The sequence below is a fragment of the uncultured Coprobacter sp. genome (assembly GCF_947855755.1).
Taxonomy (GTDB): Bacteria; Bacteroidota; Bacteroidia; order Bacteroidales; family Coprobacteraceae; genus Coprobacter.
The window spans coordinates 1-18,719 of the sequence record NZ_CANUAR010000020.1 but is presented as its reverse complement, the minus strand read 5'-3'; the positions used below and the strand labels follow the sequence as shown (position 1 = coordinate 18,719).

Below are 18,719 nucleotides of genomic sequence, written 5' to 3'. Positions count from 1 at the left end.
CTATTAAAACGTATAGGTAATAATTTTATTACCTATATTTGTAGTATCATGCTAAAAGTAGATAAAATATGGATTACACCTACTGCCGTACATATATTGACGGCAGACGGACGTACTGCACACGAGAATTTTGATGATTATCCTCGTTTACGATGGGCTACACCCGAACAACGTGCTAATTATGAAACAAGCAGTTTCGGAATACACTGGCCGGATGTGGATGAAGATTTGAATTTCGAGGCTTTTTTCCGTGATAGGCAGGCACAAACACCGTTATATAAATTATTTATGGAACATCCCGAATTGAACGCTTCGGCTGTTGCCCGCCGTTTGGGAATACGCCAGAGCCTATTGGCTCAATATATCAGCGGTACTAAAAAACCTTCTGAAGAAAGATCCAGAAAAATATTGAATGCGATTCATGATATAGGCAAAGAGCTGATAGCGGTAAGTTTATGACAATGAAAAAGATAACTACAGAAACCGAATACCGGAGTATTTGCGCGATGATGGATGATATCATTGCAAAAGGAACGGCTCTTGGTGATATGGAAGCTTTACCTCAGACCGATAAAGATGAATATATGCGTTTGTCTTTATTGGTGAGAGAATGGGAAAAGATATACTATGCTTTTCCTCTTATTATTAAACGTAAATCTTTAAGAATTTAACAAAACAGCCCCATCAAAGTGACGGGGCTGTTTTTGTAATATGTAAATGGCATATTGAGTTGTATCTCGAAATATAGTTAAACAAGTATAAAGGTATCATTTTTGTTACATAATTGTTTGTGGTTAGATAACATATTCGTTACCTTTGTGCCATAATCAAATAGATCATTGAAATATGAAAACATCGGAAATAACAAAACTGCTCAATAAAGCAGGGTGTTATGTAGTCCGGCATGGTTCACGCCATGATCTTTGGTTCAGTCCGATTACAGGAAAAATATTTTCTGTTCCCCGACACACAAGCAAAGAAATTCCTTCCGGTACTGCACGAAGTATTAAAAAAGATGCGGGGATTTAATCCTCGCGCTTTTTTGATTCCGATTCATGTTTCAATGACTTTTGATTATATTAAAATTATGCGGATATGAAAGTAACGGCTATCGTAGAATTGAGCAAAGACGGCTTGTTCGGTATTTATATTTCGGACGAGTTACCCGGATTCGGGTTGAATGGTACTGGAAATTCTGTTGAAGAGGCGAAAAGGGACATGCTGTCGGCATACGAGGAAATTAAGGAAATGTTTGCGGAACAGGGTAAAGAGATTCCGGAGTTGACTTTTTCTTATAAATATGATCTGCCTTCATTTTTCGATTATTTTTCATGGATCAACGTTTCTGAATTTGCAAAGAAAATCGGTTTTAACGCTTCTCTTTTACGGAGATATAAAAGCGGTTCGAAACTTGCATCTGAAGAACAGTGTAAGCGCATCGGTGTCGGTTTAAGTAAACTCGTGAAAGAGTTGAATGATGCGACGATATAACGCAGTATCCGTTCAATTGATACTATTTGATTATGACCGGTTGCTCAGGAGAATCTTTTCCTGAGCAACTTTTTTTTATGCGGCTAACCGTAAAGACAGCCCTGCCGAAACGGTAGGGCTGCTTGCTTCCGACCTTAAGGGAGGCTTTTCTTAAAATTGGCTTAATAATGATCGGTTTGGTTATTCCGATCATATCCTTATTTAAAGCTAAACCGTTGAAAATAAATGATTTATATCTTGCGCTATCTCCTTTTCGATGCTATCTTTATACTATAAATAAAACGCTGGAATAGAGGTATTTATAGTATATACGACGCTCCCGGTTGTATATTGGTTATATTTTTATAGCGTATATGTTTTGCAAAAATCCGGGAGCAGGTAGAGAGGGGGACGCCGGGAGGCAGAGCCCTTTCGCTCGTCTCTGTATCCCGTAAATGTATTCTTCTGATTACGGCTCTTATTTAAAGCTAAACCGTTGAAAATAAATGGTTTATATCTTGCGTTATCTCCTTTTCGATGCTATCTTTATACTATAAATAAAACGTTGGAATAGAGGTATTTATAGTATATACGACGCTCCCGGTCATACGGCATCTATATATTTTATAGAAATCGAATGTTTTGCAAAAATCCGGGAGCAGGCAGAGAGGGGGACGCCGGGAGGCAGAGCCCTTTCGCTCGGTTCGTTACCTAAAATGTATCGGTTGGCTAAACCGATCATTATTAAGCCAATTTTAAGAAAAGCCTCCCCTAAGGCCGGAAGCAGTGGTATGTGATAAATTTTAATATTGTATTTATATTTTCAGTTTAAAAAATTGGAATACGGAAAATTTTAATTACGTTTGCAAAGCAGAACAATCGAACTAAATATATTAATGTCGTATGCAGTCGAGGAAAATCAAAGCCTCCGCTGTTTGATACGGCATTTGTATATTTACAATGTTCGATGTTTTGCGACTGGCAGCGGAGGCTTCTTTATATTAACCCCCAAAAATAAAAGAAGCCATGAGTTTAAAAAAACGCTATCATGAAGTTGTTGTTTTATTACACTGTAAGAAGTTCATTAGGGCAGTGATGCCGTTATTCCCCGATTACCGTCGAGAAACGATCTTCCGTTCCGAAGGTTATAGTGTAGGGAACTTCCCTTTTAAGATATGTAGGTCGGCAATTATCGATGATTTGCCGGATGATCTTTGTAAGATACCATTCGGGTTATACTCGTCACGTTATGATTATGCAGTCCGAAACAGCCGGTTTTCGGTCTTGGAGTCGGATTAATCCTTTTGGAATTGAAATTTTTTGAATCCGGAATTTTTTTTGTTATGTTTGCAATGCAAAACAATCGAATTAAATATACTAATGTCGTATGCAGTCGAGGAAAATTAAAGCCTCCGCTGTTTGATACGACATTTGTGTATTTGGACACATGTTCGATTGTTTTGCGACTTAACAGCGGAGGCTTCTTTTATATTAACTTGAAAAATGAGAGAAGCCATGAATTTAAAAACACGTTGTTGCAGAGTTATAACCCTGTTCCTATATAAAAAGTTCATCCCGATAGTAATAACATTATTTCTTGCAGGTCGCAAAAAGACAGATACCTGCTTTCTCAAGAATAAACCATGTGAACCCCTTTCTAAAATTCCCGAGCTAAAGGTAATAAATAAAACGATATCGGATATTCCGGATGATAAATTTCGGGTTTCGTTCGGCCTTTATCTGTCGGGATATGATTATGAGGAGATCGCCGGCATTATGAACCTCCCTCTCCATGAGGTCGAGTATAGCATACGGTTTGTCAAGGAAAAGCTGTCGTCCGGTCGCTGAATTGATTTTGACGGAATAAAGGCTTACCGAATAATGTATCATATATCTCGTTGTTAAATGATATTAATAATAATATCATTATTCTCTTCTTTATTTGTTGATGATATTACTATTAATATCTTTGTGGCGTACTAATCAAATAAACGATGAAATATTCTGAAATTCACAAAAAATTGAAGGCAAATGGATGTTATCTTGTAAAAAATGGAGCAAATCATCCTCATTGGTTCAGTCCGATAACCGGACTTATCTTTCAGACAAGTTATCACGAAAGTGAAGAGGCCAAAACCGGGACAATGAAAAAGATCAGTAAACTATCGGGAGTTAAATTGTAAATCCCACTTAAAATAAAATAATTATGAAAACAGTAGATGTTATAATAGAGCGGGGATCGGACGGCACTTTCGATGCCAATATGGAGACCTATTCCGATCTTGAATTCGGATTGTTGGGACAAGGCAAAACGGTGGAAGAAGCGAAGGCGGATCTGATGAATTCATACAATGAAATAAAAGAAATATTTGCAGAGCAAGGAAAAGAAGTGGAGGATCTGAGGTTTGAGTTCAAATACGACATTCCTTCTTTCTTACAGTATTATGCCTTTGCTTTTACATTGGCCGGAGTGGAACGTATAACGGGAGTGAGTCAAGGACAATTGAGCCATTATATAAATGGAGTGCGAAAGCCCAGTGAAAAAACCGCAAGAAAAATACAGGAACGCATTCACGAATTTGCAAAGAGTCTAAGTCAGGTTCGTTTCGTTTGATTAGTACACTTACGAACACTTGATGTGTGAGGGTATTCTTATCCGAATACCCTCTTTTTTATTTTTTGTCTTGTCTTTTTCAAATATATTCACCACATTTGTAAAAGACGATTAATGTGAATATAACCGGGCGCAGGCGGTAATATTCCCTAAAATATACCAATTGGTCAAAAGCTCGTAAAGTAAGAGGATGCGCCCTCTGAAATGCGGGCTTTGTTTTTAGTATGATTGATAAGACACAACTGGACGGACCTTTATCTGTAATATATTTTCATAATGTTAAAAGAAATCAGCCATTCGACACAGACTGGATATCCGATCTTTCAGAAGAAAAAATAAGGGAGATCGTAATGTTGCTTGAAGCGGATGGATACATTACCAGTCGTATAGCCAAAAAAGAATATCATGAATCATATATGTGCACCCTCACGAATAAGGGCGTTCAATTTTGTAATGCGGGAGGATATAAAAAACAGAAAAGCAATGAACGTAGAAAAATAATCTTATCGGCAATAGGAGTGATTGCTGCGATCGCAAGTATCATCGCCGTTATTTGGCAAATACTGAACTGATTAACAAAATAAGGTAGAGTATTAAGAGAAGTATGGCAATAAAAAGAAACGCTGTCAGAAAGAAGTCCGGATCTTTATACCATTTTATTTCAGGTTTCATAAACTCCTTGAATAAATAGCTGTTTTTTTCTTTTCTCATATTCTTCTCTTTTCTACAAAAATAGCTTTTTCTCTTGTTTATTTCAAATATGTTTCTCATATTTGCATCAGCTAAAAGACAAGCATGTTTGTCATGTACGTAGAGCAGCGGTTAATTGCTCGAATTTATTGCGGGCTTTTTTTATGCCCATATTATAGCTATACGGCTGCTTTTCCCAAAACTTTTTTTGCTCTACGGAGTGATAACTGTTTGTCTTTTAGCGAAGCGGGAAATGGCAGCCGTTTTTCTGTCTAAATGCTAAAAGACAAACAGTATGACAAAAACAAGAACACTGACCGTCAGCGATCTGCTGGCGACACTCCCCAAGAGTGCCCGTATATTGGGCTTTAAAAATTTATCTAATTCTTTCCTTGTTTATTTCAAATATGTTTCTCATATTTGCAGTGTCTACCATTTGAATCAGGCGATGATGATCGCCAACTCTGCTGTTGGCATTTTTTATGCCTATGGCTTTCGATATAGTTCCGTCCCGTGTGGAGCGTTAATGCGCCCACAGCCTGATTCAGGTGGTAGACAACGGGGAGCGGAACTTTTTTTGTTCCTTTCCCGTCTTATAATCAAATTATTGTTTCATTTAAATTGTCTACCAAAATGGAAAAAACAAGAACACTGACCGTCAGCGATCTGCTGGCGACACTCCCCAAGAGCGCCCGTGTACTGGGCTTTAAATTTCACCGTCAAGACGGACTGTTATCGGGCAAGGTGGAGGCGTACCTTCACGGGCGATTCGAGACCTTTATCATCAGGGAAGGAGGCCGGTCATGAAAGAATCTGTAAATACCGGAAGCCACGGCTTCACTCCTGAAATGATGGCCTCCATCAAGGAATGGCGCGAGCACGGAACGCTCGCCGATCTGGACTGCATCTGCGACCGGATACTGCTCAATTGGGAAGGTATAGACGATTATTTAGATGTCAAGGCTACACTGATGCTGTTATCGTCCCTGAAGAGACAACTGAAACCGTTCTTAACGTCAGAAACAGAGAAGCCATGAAAAAGGAAATGAGCGATTATAAGCAGGCGATCACAGAGCGCTATGTGCCTGCGAGGACGGTTGAAGAGTCGACGCATCGGCTGTCGACCGAAGAGATTTGTGCAGCGATAAATAAGATCAATCCGGGAGTGGATATTTCGGCCTCCGAAGTTTATGATCTGATGAAGTCTGCCGGCTTCCGATTCGTAGCCGTTCCCGGCACGATCGGGCTGCAATTCAAATGGATATTGATTGAGAAATAAATTGAAAGAGATTTTTATACTTCAGTTACTGTCATCATGACGGTAACTGAAGTCAATGGTAAACCAATTTTCGTCCTTTTCCGTACCGTTTGCGAGTCTTAACTTCACCGGAAAAAAGAGATGGTAACCGAAGAGATGATCAAAAAAGAGTTTATACACCGGACAGTGAGCCGGGATATAAGACGGATATATGCAACTCAGGAGGCTGTAATACGGGAAGCCTTGAAACCAAGAACCGGAAATCTGCTTGATTGTATATCGAGACGTCCTATCGATGTTCAGGGGTCGGGACTGAAACCGACTTATTACATGACTGTACTAAGATATATGCGGCTTCTCGAGATACAATATAGAAACCAAGATATGAAAACCCGTCGTAAACTTGCTCTTTATAACCGGGTGATCTGGGGAGTGCTTTATCACGAAACTTTATCCACTCTCCGATATGGATTGACGGATGAAATAAAACAGAGCATACGGGAAGACTTGAATGAATCATCACCCAAGAATTTGGATTAATATATTATATTTATTACATTTGTTAATATAAAATTATAACTATGTGGTTCTGCATCAATTTTATATTGTCTTTGATTTTCGTTCCCCTTTATACTAAAGGGTGGCCAATGGAAATGAAAGTAGCAACGTTTATAATTTCTTTAGGTGTGTCTCCTCTCTTGGGGATTCCCTTAATGAAAATGGGATATAAATGAAGCGTGGTATTGAACGATAAAAAATTAGAACTATGGGATTACTTTGGCTACTTTTCAATTTGCTCTGTGTTTGGCTGTTTACCGGCAAGTGGGAACTGCTTGACCGAATGCTTGCATTTGCATTCTCGATTTTTCTTACACCGATTATCGGAATACCTTTAGCAAAAAAACTATGTAGCTATCTCTGGCCTTAACCCGTTATCAATAAAAAATTAGAACTATGGGATTACTTTGGATGCTTTTCAATTTGCTCTGCGTCTGGCTGTTTACCGGCAAGTGGGAAATGTTTGAGCGAGTATTCGCATTTGGGTTATCTTGCTTTGTCACCCCGATTATCGGAATACCCTTAGCAAAATTTTTACTTCGTTTATAGGACCGGCCTGTCCTTTATACTCCCGATAACCATGGGTACTTTTACCGTAAAAAAAGTACCTGTATGGCATCACGACTGACAGAAGACCAGATCAAATGGATACTCACCCTCGACGCCTCGGCGGCCGAGAAGGAGATAAACAACCTGATAAAAGTAAACAAGGAGTTGCAGGAGGCGAACAAGGGCGTACAGAAAGAGATGCGCCAGTTGGAAGCCGCCGGAAAGAAGGAATCGGACGAGTACCGCAACCTGAACGGCGTGCTCCGTGAGAACAACAATACCCTGAAGGCGAACCGGGAACAGATAAAACGGCTCGAGAACCAGATGGGACTCGCCAACCTCTCCATGTCGCAGCTCAGAAGGCGGGCGCAGGACTTGGAGAGCCAGATGAACCGCACCTCCCGCAACCTGCATCCCGAAGAGTGGAACAAGCTGCAAAAAGAACTTACCGAGACCCGCTCCAAAATGAACGAACTCAAAAAGGCGGGTAAACAGGCGGAAGAGTCTTTGGGCAAGTCTATTCTTATGAAAGGGGGTATTGCTGCTTTTGGAGGAAATATACTTACACAACTTACAAATTGGCTTTGGAGCATGGTTTCCGGCATGAAAGACCTCGTTGCCGAGGGCGTCAATATGGCGGCGGCCGCCGATGGGGTGACCCGTGCGTTCGAGGCGCTGGACCGTCCCGATCTGCTCGATAACCTGCGCAAGGCGACCAAGGGGACGGTAAACGATCTTGAGCTGATGAAAGCCGCCAATATGGCGAAAGACTTCAGAATACCGTTGGAAGATCTCGGCAAATATCTCGAATTTGCCCAGCTCAAGGCGCAGCAGACCGGACAGTCGGTCGAGTATATGACCAACTCCATCGTTACCGGTCTGGGGCGGAAGTCGGTGCTGATACTCGACAACCTCGGATTGTCGGCCGCCGAAATAAACGAGCAGATGGCAAAGACGGGCGACTTCATGTCCGCAGTCGCCTCTATCGTGGACAGGCAGCTCGCCGAGGCGGGCGGGAGCTATATATCGGAGGCCGATAAGATGGCTCAACGTACGGTGAAACTGCAGAACGCCCAGATGAAATTGGGAGAAACCCTTCTTCCTCTCAAACAAAACCTTGATGCGACTTTCGGCTCGTTCAAAATAAGCCTGCTCGAAGCTACCGGATGGGTAGTGAAGAACCGGGCGGCGATCGGTGAATTGATCGCTGTCATCGGAGCATATATAGCGATAAAGAAAACCTTGATTGCCGTCAATACCCAATCTATGGTGGTAAGCAAAAAAGAGATGGCTCTGCAAGCATTGGAAGAAGTTCAGGTACGTGCCTCCATTGCCGCCGAATATGCCTTGGCTGCCGCTAAAGCGTTGTTGACCGGAAATATCAAGAAAGCGACAACAGCCATGAGAAGTTTTCTACTGACATTGGGATTGAATCCGATTACGGCTATAACGATGGCTGTCACAGCTGCTACCTATGGGATATATAAGCTCTGTACAAGGACAAACGAGGCAAAGGCGGCCATGAACGATTTTACCTCCGAAATGCTTACTGAGAAAAGAGAACTTGACAAGCTGTTCAACGCACTGAAGAATGCGGCCGATAAAACCAAGGAAAAGAAAGATATCATCGATGTAATCAACAAACAATACAAAGACTATTTGCCCAACCTGCTCACAGAACATTCCACCTTGGAAGAGATAAAAACGGCATACGACCTTATAAACCGGAAGCTGAGAGAGAATATCGCCTTGAAGACATTGAACGAAAAGGCAAACGACATCGAGAGCAAATCTTTGGAGAATAAAACCAAACAGATAAATGATATACGTGATGAATTGTCGGCTATGCCCGATTTCCAACGGGAAGAGGTAATCAATTATATCGTACGGCTTGGTGATCAGTATGTAGCCGAAGGTAAAAGGGTGGAAAACGCATGGTCTGATGTCATAAGAAATGTGTTGAAAAAGTATTTTCCTAAATCGTCCGCACCTTTAGGGCTTAGCGGAGAGATACAAGATTATGTGCAGGAGGTATATGCCGCAGCCGAGGAAATACAGAAAATAAAAAGTGAGTTGTCGCCTTTCCTTCCTAAAGAATCGGCAGAGTCCGGAAGTGGAGACAGTGGTACCGTTCTTGAGAAGGGAAGTAAATCTCTCGTCCAGATACAGAAGGATCTGTTGGAACTTGCCCAGAAGATGCCGGAGACTACCGAAGCGGAAATCGCGGCCAAGAACAGAAAAATAGCGTCTATCAATAAGGAGATACAACGGCTTCAGAGTCTGGGTGTGGAGCAGAAGAAAGCCTCGAAATCTCCCGACTCCATGTCGGCAGATGTGTCGGCCAATGACAATGCGTACAAGGCACGCCTCTTGTCTATCAAACAGAACCGGGAAAAGGAAAATCTCACGGACGAAGAGTATAACCTGCAAAACCTCAAGGTCGAACGGGAGTTCCTTGACGAGAAACTGAAAATCCTCAAGGAGTATTACCAAAGGGAGAAAGATACGAAAAAAAAAGATTCGATCGCCGGGCAAATATCGGATACGGAATCGAAGGGTATTGACATCGATAACCGGATAGACCGGGCGGAAATCGATAATGTAAAGGCGAAATGGGCCGACCGGATGGCGCAGGAAGAGGAGGGCTATCGTCAGCTGAAACTGCAATTTACCAAACAACTGGCCGACCAGAAGATAACGAAAGAACAGTATGACGTCGCTATATTGGCCTTGGAAGAGGAAGAGTTAAAAACCCGTCTGACCTTGCAAAAGGAGTATCTCAACGAATTGACCAATCTTGAGGTGCAGAACGGGAGGCTGAAAGTGGAGACTGTGAGAGAGGCGAGTAATGAGGTGCTGAAAACCGAACAGCAGGTAGAAGACAAGCGTGCCGAACAGGTAATAAAAATGTCTTCTCTGCTGAAGGACTTCAAAGACCAGTTTAACCTGACCAACCAGGAAAGTGAGACCGACACGCAATTGAAGTTTCTCGAATCGGTCTATAAAGTCCGCAAGGCCGAAGCCCAAAAGCAAGGTCTCGACACGACAGAGTTAGATACCGCATACGAACAGGCCAAGACGAATATTTTGCTCAAGGGGGAACAGGAACGGGCGAATATCCGCCAACAGTACGGGATATTTTCGATGCAGGAAGAATACCAGTTACAAATGGATATGCTTGAGCAGCAATATGCTCAAGGACTGTTAAAAGAAGAAGAGTATCAGCAGGCTAAAAACCAGCTTCAGGTACAGCGGGCTAAAGGGTATTTCGATACTTATTCGGGTCTGGCAAGCAATGCTGTTGAAGCCATGCAGCAGGCAGAACTTGACCAGATAGACGCTAAGTATGATGTTGCCATAGAAGCCGCACAAGGAAATGCGGAAGAAGTGGAGCGCCTCGAGAACGAGAAAGCCCAGAAAAAGTTAGATGTACAGAAAAAATATGCGGATGTAAATTTTGCAATTAAAATCTCTCAGATTATAGCAGATACGGCTGTTGCCATAATGCAGGCATACGCACAATTGGGTCCTATCGGGGGGAGTATTGCTGCTGCGTTTATGGCTGCGACCGGTGCGGCACAGATTGTCTCGGCGAAAGCAGAGCGGGATAAAGTGAAAAATATGAAGCTTAACACTTCATCATCATCATCTTCTTCTTCTTCTTCTTCTTTTTATGGGGAAAGGGTAGTGACGGGGAGAGAAAGCGGAGGGTATATCGATGTGAAGCGTGAGCAGGATGGAAAGAGATATAAGGCAGTTTTGAATCCTAAACGCCGGGGATATATCGGTTCTCCTACCGTTATCGTGGGTGACGGACCGGTCGGTAAGAGCCGGGAGTGGGTAGCGTCGAATGATGCCGTATCGAACCCGACGATCCGCCCTTTGCTCGATATGATAGACAGTGCCCAAAGGAGCGGAACCGTGCGTACCGTTGATATGAATCTGTTGATGCGTCAGCGCATAGCGGGGTTTGAAAACGGCGGATTTATCGGCTCTGCCGCCCGACAGAATCCGGGTTATACATACGGCGGCAAACGGCAATCGGACGATCTGTCAGCGATAATATCGGAAACGAGAGATCTGCTGCTTTATCTGAAATCGAACGGGATAGAGGCACGCTCATTCTGGAGCTTGACCGAGTTTGATAAGATACAGAAAAGAAGAGAGGCGTCGGAAAAACCTTTTACCCGAAAATACTAAAAAAAGTTTCTTATGCAAATTATTAAAAACGGGGAGATACTCGACCTGAAAGAAAATCAAATCGAGATCGATAACACTTCTCCCATATTCAACATGAAAGGGACACAATCTGTCTCAATAAATTTTCCGAAAACACCCAAGAACCTCCGGTTGTTCGGTTTCCCAAACCGTTTGGATAGGTACAATAAAGTAAGCGGAGATGAACAAGTCGAAGTAAGAGACGGTGTTTTGATAAAATCAGGTATAATGAATGTGACTGCCGTAGGGGAAAACATAGAAGCGAATATCGGATTCGGAGAGAGTGAAGCGTATTCGAAAATGAATAAAACTAAGCTGGCGGATATGACCGGATTGCCGGTCTTTTATCCACCTTTGCCCTCTACGGGTATATCGCATATATTAAGCATGCTGAAAGGAATTTTAATCGACCGTGCCAGGTTCGATGAATCGGACTTCGGGATTTTTCCGGTCGTTACTTCTTTTGAAAAAAACGGGGATACCGGAATGCGGGAGAATCTTATGATCTTGAATGAGCTAAAAAAATCGGATCAAACGGTATTTGTAGGAGAGAAAAAGAGAACTATATCGGTTAAAGTCGATTCGGAATATAAGGATATAAAAGTCCCTATAGGTTACGGGATATCTCCATTCCTAAAATTGCATGTATTGTTGCAGTTGGTTTGGAAATATTTGGGATTTAATTTAATAGAGAATCCTTTCCGGGAAGATTTTCAACTTAGCAGTATCTGTGTGCTGAACAATACATGGGACACTATCGTTGCCGGTAAGATCCGCTATTCTGATCTGATGCCTGACTGTACGATTGAGGATATTTTGTCTATGGTTTGGGGGAAATTCGGGGCCGTGTATTTTGTCGATTCGAATACAAAGAATGTACGGATAAAATTGATCAAGGATATTCTTCAATCTCCAGAGTCGGAAGATTATTCGCTCTTCAAGTCGGGAAATCCTGAAATCGGTGTTTCTAAGGGGAAACAGCTAAAGTTCAGTTGCAACAAATCGGGAGATCTTACTGAGACAAGCAAAAAAACTTATAGTGAGTTCTTGAAAAGTTGTGGTGGCATAATAACTTCTTTGTCTGCTTGGGATTTGTTTGATCCTTCACTTCCGATTTCTAAATATATTTATGTTTATGTTAAAGAAACTGGACAGTTCTTTTATAATGCGATATATGGGGATGGTTTTCATCTGATATCATCATCTTTTTTTGAATGGAATCTTGAAATTGAGAATTTGGAATATGAAGAAATAAAAAGTCCGGATAACGCTTTGCCTATTTTATCCGCAATAACTCAATATAATCCGGCCCCTTATTTGGATGCTGGGGAATTGAACTTGAATACGTCGTTGCATGTTAGTGCGGATAAGAAAACAGAATCGGAAAGAGAGGAGAGAGCACCTTTGTCTATCTGTTTTGCGTTGCATAATGGCGGCTCTTGTTTCGGCTCTATTTTCAGTTTCGAACCCCGAAGTGGAAACCGAGTAAATATCAATGGAAATGAGTTCTCATTAGATCTTGTCTATCAGGGTAGTTCGGGATTGGTTATGAATTTTTTTCGTGATTATATGGATTTCATGAGGCATGCCAACCAAGAGATAACGCAGCCGTTGATTCTTCCTAAAATAACCTTGTATAATTTGGACTTCAGTCGGAAGCTGCTGATCGATGGACAATTTTTTCTTCCGGAAAGCTTTACTCAGATTGTCGGGAAAAGTAAGGATAGCGCTATCGACATGAAACTTCGGAGTCTTACCTTACTTCAACCATACGACTCTAATGAGTATGAACCTGTTGACCCGACTCCGCAACTCTATTATTGGAAAGAAGTAAATTATGCAGAAGATGAAATAGAAAGATACAGATTGATTCTTGAAAATGATCCTGATTATGAAAATGTTGAAGTCTATTCTGTTAGTTATACAACATCTCCTTCTGAAGATGATTTCGCTTATTTAACTGCTCCTACAATAGAAGATTATAATAATGCCGTAGAACATCTGGAACGCTATAAGGTTTTTATAACATATAGGTATTTCAGAATTTCTGATCAAAGAACAATATTAGAATATTACGATACGGAGTATAAGGCTGGAGTAAAAGTTGCGCTTATCTGATGTCCTTTAAGGTATGTGATCCGCTATTTTATTTTGTGATAAAAACCGTTGAATATGAAAGTTAGCGTACCGAATATTATTAACTGTTCCAGACTGTTACCGGCATTCCGGGCATTGCCCGGAAATGCGGATAAGGGAGCAGAAGACCTGTACCGGTTCTTGACGATTCCTTCCGGGGAAAGAGATGCTTTTCTAAAGCGGAACGTCCGGTGTTCTTTTCAGTATCAAAATAGTATAACAATTCCTGTATATGACCCAAGTTGAAGTAACAGTTCCGGCTTATGCGCTGGTCAATAATCCGATTCCGGTATCGATTAACTTGCCCAAAGGAGGTGCTCGTATCCGTATGCAAGTTATATATGAAGAAGAAGTGATATATGAATCGGTATATAATATTCTTAAAAGTATAAAGATTGATATTTCGGATATTCTTCAAACCATTGTATCGGTTAAAGACCGGGACATGACCGAAATTTCTTTTTGTGATGATTCGGAACAGCAATGTGAATATGAGATAAAATTGACGGAATTATTTAACGGTGAGACGGAACTGTTTTCAGGTAAGTATATTGCTGTTTGGGGAGGTGTCAGCAAATTCTTTTCCCGGAATACTCCTATTGATAATTATATTGAATATAAACTGTCGGGTAATGCGGCTCTGACGACACGGACAAACGGGAAAATCATAGTGTGGCGCGAAACTGAGATTGTTCCTTTGAAAATATTAGGATCTCCTGATCTGCAGGTACATATAGCCAGTCCGGCCAATCATGTTTATGCATGTCCGATCGTACAGAGTTCGAAAAAATTGGCAATTTATACTCTCAATATACCGGAAATAAGAAAGAAGTTTTTTTCAGATTTTGATGAACTGCCGGCGTATTTGTCGTTCTTATTTAATGGAGTATTGAGTTTTATTTTGGTTTTCACTCCGGGGGCCGTGTCGGCAAACCGGTATTTATTGCGTTTTCGTAATTCTCTCGGATGTTATGAGCAACTCGAAGTGACCGGGAAAGCGGAACTTTCTACTCAGTTCGATTCGGAGGAGAGTTTTGAATATTCCTATTGGGATCAGGATGTAATGGATTATGCAGCTTCGAACCAGAGAAAACAAGGAATGGTATTGATCACCGCTGAAACGGGATTTAAAGATCGTGACGAGCTGATGTTCTTACGGGACATGCTCGCCTCGGACGATATTTATTTGATCGATTCGTCCGGACTGAAGTCCAAGGTGCTTGTCTCATCAGAAGATTTCAAGATTCCTGCTGTAATTGAAGAGCCGGTATCGGTGCCGCTTAAAATCAAGTTTGCCGATACGGAGCAATCTTATTCCCCGAATCCGAATGACGGAATTTTGGAAGTTTATCCCGGTGAGTGGTTTTTGGCCCGTGGCCGGATAAATGCTGCAGGGCTGGTTTATATAAATAATACGATAAATACTATTTAAATATGGATTTGAAAAAAATACAAAGTAATGCCGGTGGCCAGACACCGAGTACCGGTCAGGAACTGGTCGATGCTTTTAATGAAAACTTTGAACTGGTTGATAAAAATAAAGCCGACAAAGACTTGTCTAATGTTTCGGAAGAAGATTTGGTCAAGGTTCTTTATGGACCGGATTATGACAGCAGCGCCGAAGCATTCAGGGAATTTATCACGACAGTACCGGAATCGCTAAAAGTAATAAACAAGTCGGCAATAGACAATACCACATCTTCCGGCAGTTATATTGTCATCGATAAGCAAAAAACCGATAGCTCGTATTTGCTGCTGTTGGTAGATATGAGTGTAAATACGATAAACAGGGAAAAAACATATACACAGAAATTATTCGGCGACTCGTCCGGCGAAGTATTAGTAAGGGAAAAATCCGGAGACTCGGCATGGAGCGAATGGTTCTCCCCCTTTGTCCCCGTAGATCTGACGAATGTAGATAAAAAAGCAATACAGGAAAAAGTCGGCATTTATGAATCGGAATATACCAACGATACGGATGATTCCCGCCGCTTTATAGCATTAAAGGTTTGGGACGATGCCGATAATAACCGCAGTATCGGCATCACATCGGAAGGAGAGCCGTTCATAACCTTGTTGGATCCGGAGGAAAACCTGGAACGGATACCTCTTGCCCTTTCAGACCTGTCTAACGTACCGGCAATAAAAGCGATTGATGTGTCAGAGCTCGATTTAGCTACGGATAACGGATGTATTTATTTGGTAAAAGATCCTAACTATATGTTCAACACCCGTTATATGATGACCGTTACTCGAGTCGATACCGGATCGATATTTACAGTGCAAACCCGATTATCCGTAAACGGGGTTGAGCAACGGAGTAAAGGTAATGACGGCATTTGGACGTCATGGAGTAATACTCTTAAAACAGTAACGGAGAGCTATGACGGTCTGATGCCTTCGTCGGACAAGCGGAAACTGGACTCGATCGAAATCATAGATATCGATCTCAATACCGCTGCTGGTACGGAAAAAATAACCGATGCAGATACCTCCATACCGTTTTTAGGAAACAACACATTCAATGATATAATTACAAATGTTACTACAGGAACAAGATATCTGTTCTATTATAAATATACCGTTAAAGATACGACCTATACAGGAAATTTTGTTTTTGCGACAGAAAATGGCGAAATCAGGAAAATATCGTTTTCTAATTCGGAGTCTTCGATTTCATTGTTTGTTGAAGAAACAGGAGTATCGGGCGGTCCGATTGAAATAGCAGTAACATTACCATAACGATAAAACCATAACAATATGAACAATATCATGCCCTTAGATAAGAACCTCAATCCCGTACCGGTATTGCCGATAGGAACAGCCCAAGACATCACGGACGGGACACTTCCGTCAGGAGCAAGCCGTATAATCCGGATAACGGCCGTTACCGACTGCCGGCTTTGGCAATATAGAGGAGATAAAACCGGAAACGGAGTTCTCCTCCCGTCCGGACAGACAGAATACTTTTCGGTATATGAGGGGTATTCGATAGAGATATCGGGAACAGCAAATGTAATGGAATGATGAACGGATTAGGGAACTTAGGACATTTAGGGAAGCTTGGTCACGCTTCAACCTCCGGGACGAACCATCCGGAAGTAGAGGCCTCCGGCCGAGCTTTTCCGATCTGGAACACGAAACCGGGAGACGATAAACTGTTGTTCCTATCGATACATGGGCTTACGGAACAGATCGGCACACCGACTCCGGAGAATCCCGTACCTATGCGATCGGTAGGAGACAGAGGGCTGTATTTGTCAGTCATGCAGGATAAAGAAAGCAGCGATTACCAGTTGTTGAACATCAAAGAAGCAATGAAAAAGGCGGGACATGACGGCATACTTCGATCAGTAAACAGCATATACGATGAAGTAGTGTATAACGGAAAAGAATGGAAACTGATACAGCGGATAGGTGTGAGTACAGGATTCACCGTTACTTCAATCTCTACGATTAATACTAACGGAGATTTAAGAGAAGTCCTTATAAGAGGATTGGTAAAAGGCACACAAGTAACCCCTGATGTATCTGTTTTTTACAGCAACAAATTCTATTATACGGGTGATTCCACATCCAATAAGTGGAATAATGTATATGGCGTATATACTAATTCTTTAAGATACGGATTTACAGTTGTATATGATATAACCGACTATCCAACGGAAGAAGCATTAAAAGCCATGATCGAGGATGAAAATACTATCTATTATTATGTATTATTTACTCCGATAGAATATAAACTTGACTTACCTGTAATAACGACCTATGACGAACAAACCTATTTCGCCAGCAATGCCGCCGAAGTAAAACCTCGTATGGTAGCCCGATGTCAGGTATCAAAAGCGATGGATTACATTCAGGAGGGTCTGATCGGCTACTATACAGGTAGAGGAAGAAGCAACGATGACGAAAACAAAAACATCCTTCCGGATCTATCCGGCAACGGTAACGACCTTGAAAACAAAAACTTTGCATATACGATAAACTCCGGTTACGGAGATGGTTATATCCAATATGACGGGATAGACGATTACAGTAGATTACCACTTGAAAAAGTTCTTGAAAAAGGAGTTGAAACGCAAATGTTTGTAATTTCATCTACTCAACCAACAATAGAATCTGACAATAAGTGGAATGGAGGTATGGTTGTTTCAAATTATTATTTTGCAATACAAAGAAGTGAAATTGGCAGAAATGAAGATTATAAACAAGTCTATTTAAACGGAACGGATGTAAAGACGACAGGTTTCAATATAAGCGGTTCAGAAGAAATAAATACAGTTGTTATATCAAAAATAAAAGATGCGTCTTTTAATCAATATTTTAATATTAGTACAATTTTAAATGCCGCTATTTATTGTTTAAAACAGAGGGTGCATGATGTTTTATTATATGATAGGATATTAACCGAAGAGGAGATACAGCATAACTATAAAGTCTCGTGTCAGTACAACGGAGAAGATATAAACGGCAAGTCCGAAGAAACTACGGCCAGTGGAGACAACGGTTTCACAGTTTACAACTCTTTACCCGGAATATTCAAAGAACTCACCGTTTACGGCAAATCAATCCAAGACGGTACACCGACCCCTGCGAATCCGATACCGATAAAATCAGTAGGAGATACCCCGTTGATACTGATAATCAGTAACGGTACGGAAACACAACAGATAAACTTCGGAGATATTAAATTGAGATCTGTCGGAACAGTATCGGACGAACTTGTATTTGATAACAGCGTCGGAAAATGGAAACTGAAGCAGCGGATAGGAGTATTGAATAATATCTCGGAAATGGGAACTCTGTTTAAAGACGTTACATATACAGATAAGCAATTATTCCGTTTCCAGTTTAAGACATCCACTCCGGAAACCTTTTGTGCAAGCGGTCAAATCTTAAGTAACATATTCATAACAGCCACCAGTTCTGCAATGGATCAACAACCCTTAAACAGTTGCTGGAGTCACTATGCAAGAGAAAATGTACACTACATCTATTTCAATGTTCCTTTAGAATATGATACAGTAGAAAAAGCGATAGAATATTTAGGAGAACACTATGAAATACATTATCCCCTATACAGCCCGATAGAAACCGAATTAGACTTTGAATCCCCGAAGACTTTTTCCGGAGAAGTTACGGTAACCACCAATCAGGAAACCGTACATCCATATATGACCGCCCGAATAGCAGTAGGAGAAAAACTGACGTTGCCCGCCGATC

General features: G+C 41.4%; 21 protein-coding genes. All 21 read left to right on the top strand.

The features are described 5' to 3' along the window. Positions 1 to 48 precede the first annotated feature (48 nt). On the top strand, positions 49 to 459 hold the full coding sequence (locus Q0093_RS10775; protein ID WP_297930278.1) for a DUF2442 domain-containing protein: 411 nt from the start codon (positions 49 to 51) through the stop codon (positions 457 to 459). Positions 460 to 461: 2 nt separating this feature from the next. After that, the gene (locus tag Q0093_RS10770; protein ID WP_297930276.1) at positions 462 to 671 is read left to right on the top strand and encodes a hypothetical protein; all 210 of its coding nucleotides are present in this window, start codon (positions 462 to 464) and stop codon (positions 669 to 671) included. 175 nt (positions 672 to 846) lie between these two features. Continuing rightward, the gene (locus Q0093_RS10765; protein WP_297930273.1) at positions 847 to 1,029 is read left to right on the top strand and encodes a type II toxin-antitoxin system HicA family toxin; all 183 of its coding nucleotides are present in this window, start codon (positions 847 to 849) and stop codon (positions 1,027 to 1,029) included. A gap of 66 nt (positions 1,030 to 1,095) precedes the next feature. Continuing rightward, positions 1,096 to 1,491, top strand: a complete 396-nt coding sequence (locus Q0093_RS10760; RefSeq protein ID WP_297930270.1) for a type II toxin-antitoxin system HicB family antitoxin — start codon at positions 1,096 to 1,098, stop codon at positions 1,489 to 1,491. A gap of 1,005 nt (positions 1,492 to 2,496) precedes the next feature. After that, the gene (locus tag Q0093_RS10755) at positions 2,497 to 2,769 is read left to right on the top strand and encodes a hypothetical protein (protein WP_297930267.1); all 273 of its coding nucleotides are present in this window, start codon (positions 2,497 to 2,499) and stop codon (positions 2,767 to 2,769) included. Between the two features lie 216 nt (positions 2,770 to 2,985). Further along, entirely contained in the window at positions 2,986 to 3,318 is a 333-nt protein-coding gene (locus Q0093_RS10750) for a hypothetical protein (protein ID WP_278714208.1), read from the top strand. Between the two features lie 146 nt (positions 3,319 to 3,464). Then, the gene (locus Q0093_RS10745; RefSeq protein ID WP_122304089.1) at positions 3,465 to 3,653 is read left to right on the top strand and encodes a type II toxin-antitoxin system HicA family toxin; all 189 of its coding nucleotides are present in this window, start codon (positions 3,465 to 3,467) and stop codon (positions 3,651 to 3,653) included. 23 nt (positions 3,654 to 3,676) lie between these two features. Beyond that, entirely contained in the window at positions 3,677 to 4,084 is a 408-nt protein-coding gene (locus Q0093_RS10740; RefSeq protein ID WP_122304088.1) for a helix-turn-helix transcriptional regulator, read from the top strand. A gap of 224 nt (positions 4,085 to 4,308) precedes the next feature. After that, positions 4,309 to 4,656 (top strand): hypothetical protein, encoded by a 348-nt coding sequence (locus tag Q0093_RS10735; protein WP_122304085.1) that lies wholly within the window; start codon positions 4,309 to 4,311, stop codon positions 4,654 to 4,656. A gap of 413 nt (positions 4,657 to 5,069) precedes the next feature. Continuing rightward, positions 5,070 to 5,429: a hypothetical protein gene (locus tag Q0093_RS10730; protein WP_195595875.1), complete on the top strand. Its 360-nt coding sequence runs from the start codon at positions 5,070 to 5,072 to the stop codon at positions 5,427 to 5,429. 213 nt (positions 5,430 to 5,642) lie between these two features. Continuing rightward, on the top strand, positions 5,643 to 6,053 hold the full coding sequence (locus Q0093_RS10725) for a hypothetical protein (RefSeq protein WP_288640836.1): 411 nt from the start codon (positions 5,643 to 5,645) through the stop codon (positions 6,051 to 6,053). A gap of 120 nt (positions 6,054 to 6,173) precedes the next feature. Further along, a complete protein-coding gene (locus Q0093_RS10720) occupies positions 6,174 to 6,572 on the top strand; it encodes a hypothetical protein (protein ID WP_122304080.1) in 399 nt (132 codons plus the stop codon). Positions 6,573 to 6,798: 226 nt separating this feature from the next. Further along, positions 6,799 to 6,960 (top strand): hypothetical protein, encoded by a 162-nt coding sequence (locus Q0093_RS10715; RefSeq protein WP_195595872.1) that lies wholly within the window; start codon positions 6,799 to 6,801, stop codon positions 6,958 to 6,960. A 26-nt stretch (positions 6,961 to 6,986) separates the two neighbouring features. Further along, positions 6,987 to 7,139 carry a hypothetical protein gene (locus tag Q0093_RS10710; RefSeq protein WP_297930251.1) on the top strand — a complete coding sequence of 51 codons (153 nt, stop codon included), beginning with the start codon at positions 6,987 to 6,989 and terminating at the stop codon, positions 7,137 to 7,139. Between the two features lie 63 nt (positions 7,140 to 7,202). Then, positions 7,203 to 11,339: a hypothetical protein gene (locus tag Q0093_RS10705; protein ID WP_297930248.1), complete on the top strand. Its 4,137-nt coding sequence runs from the start codon at positions 7,203 to 7,205 to the stop codon at positions 11,337 to 11,339. Positions 11,340 to 11,351: 12 nt separating this feature from the next. Then, on the top strand, positions 11,352 to 13,475 hold the full coding sequence (locus tag Q0093_RS10700) for a hypothetical protein (protein WP_122304078.1): 2,124 nt from the start codon (positions 11,352 to 11,354) through the stop codon (positions 13,473 to 13,475). Between the two features lie 54 nt (positions 13,476 to 13,529). Beyond that, the gene (locus tag Q0093_RS10695) at positions 13,530 to 13,739 is read left to right on the top strand and encodes a hypothetical protein (protein WP_122304077.1); all 210 of its coding nucleotides are present in this window, start codon (positions 13,530 to 13,532) and stop codon (positions 13,737 to 13,739) included. After that, the gene (locus Q0093_RS10690) at positions 13,726 to 14,925 is read left to right on the top strand and encodes a hypothetical protein (protein WP_122304076.1); all 1,200 of its coding nucleotides are present in this window, start codon (positions 13,726 to 13,728) and stop codon (positions 14,923 to 14,925) included. The genes Q0093_RS10695 and Q0093_RS10690 overlap by 14 nt, the downstream gene beginning before the upstream one ends. A 2-nt stretch (positions 14,926 to 14,927) precedes the next feature. Beyond that, on the top strand, positions 14,928 to 16,235 hold the full coding sequence (locus Q0093_RS10685) for a hypothetical protein (RefSeq protein WP_297930239.1): 1,308 nt from the start codon (positions 14,928 to 14,930) through the stop codon (positions 16,233 to 16,235). Positions 16,236 to 16,253: 18 nt separating this feature from the next. Next, a complete protein-coding gene (locus tag Q0093_RS10680) occupies positions 16,254 to 16,520 on the top strand; it encodes a hypothetical protein (RefSeq protein ID WP_288640849.1) in 267 nt (88 codons plus the stop codon). Continuing rightward, a partial coding sequence (locus Q0093_RS10675; protein WP_297930235.1) for a hypothetical protein occupies positions 16,517 to 18,719 on the top strand: 2,203 nt, incomplete at its 3' end. The genes Q0093_RS10680 and Q0093_RS10675, both read left to right, overlap by 4 nt.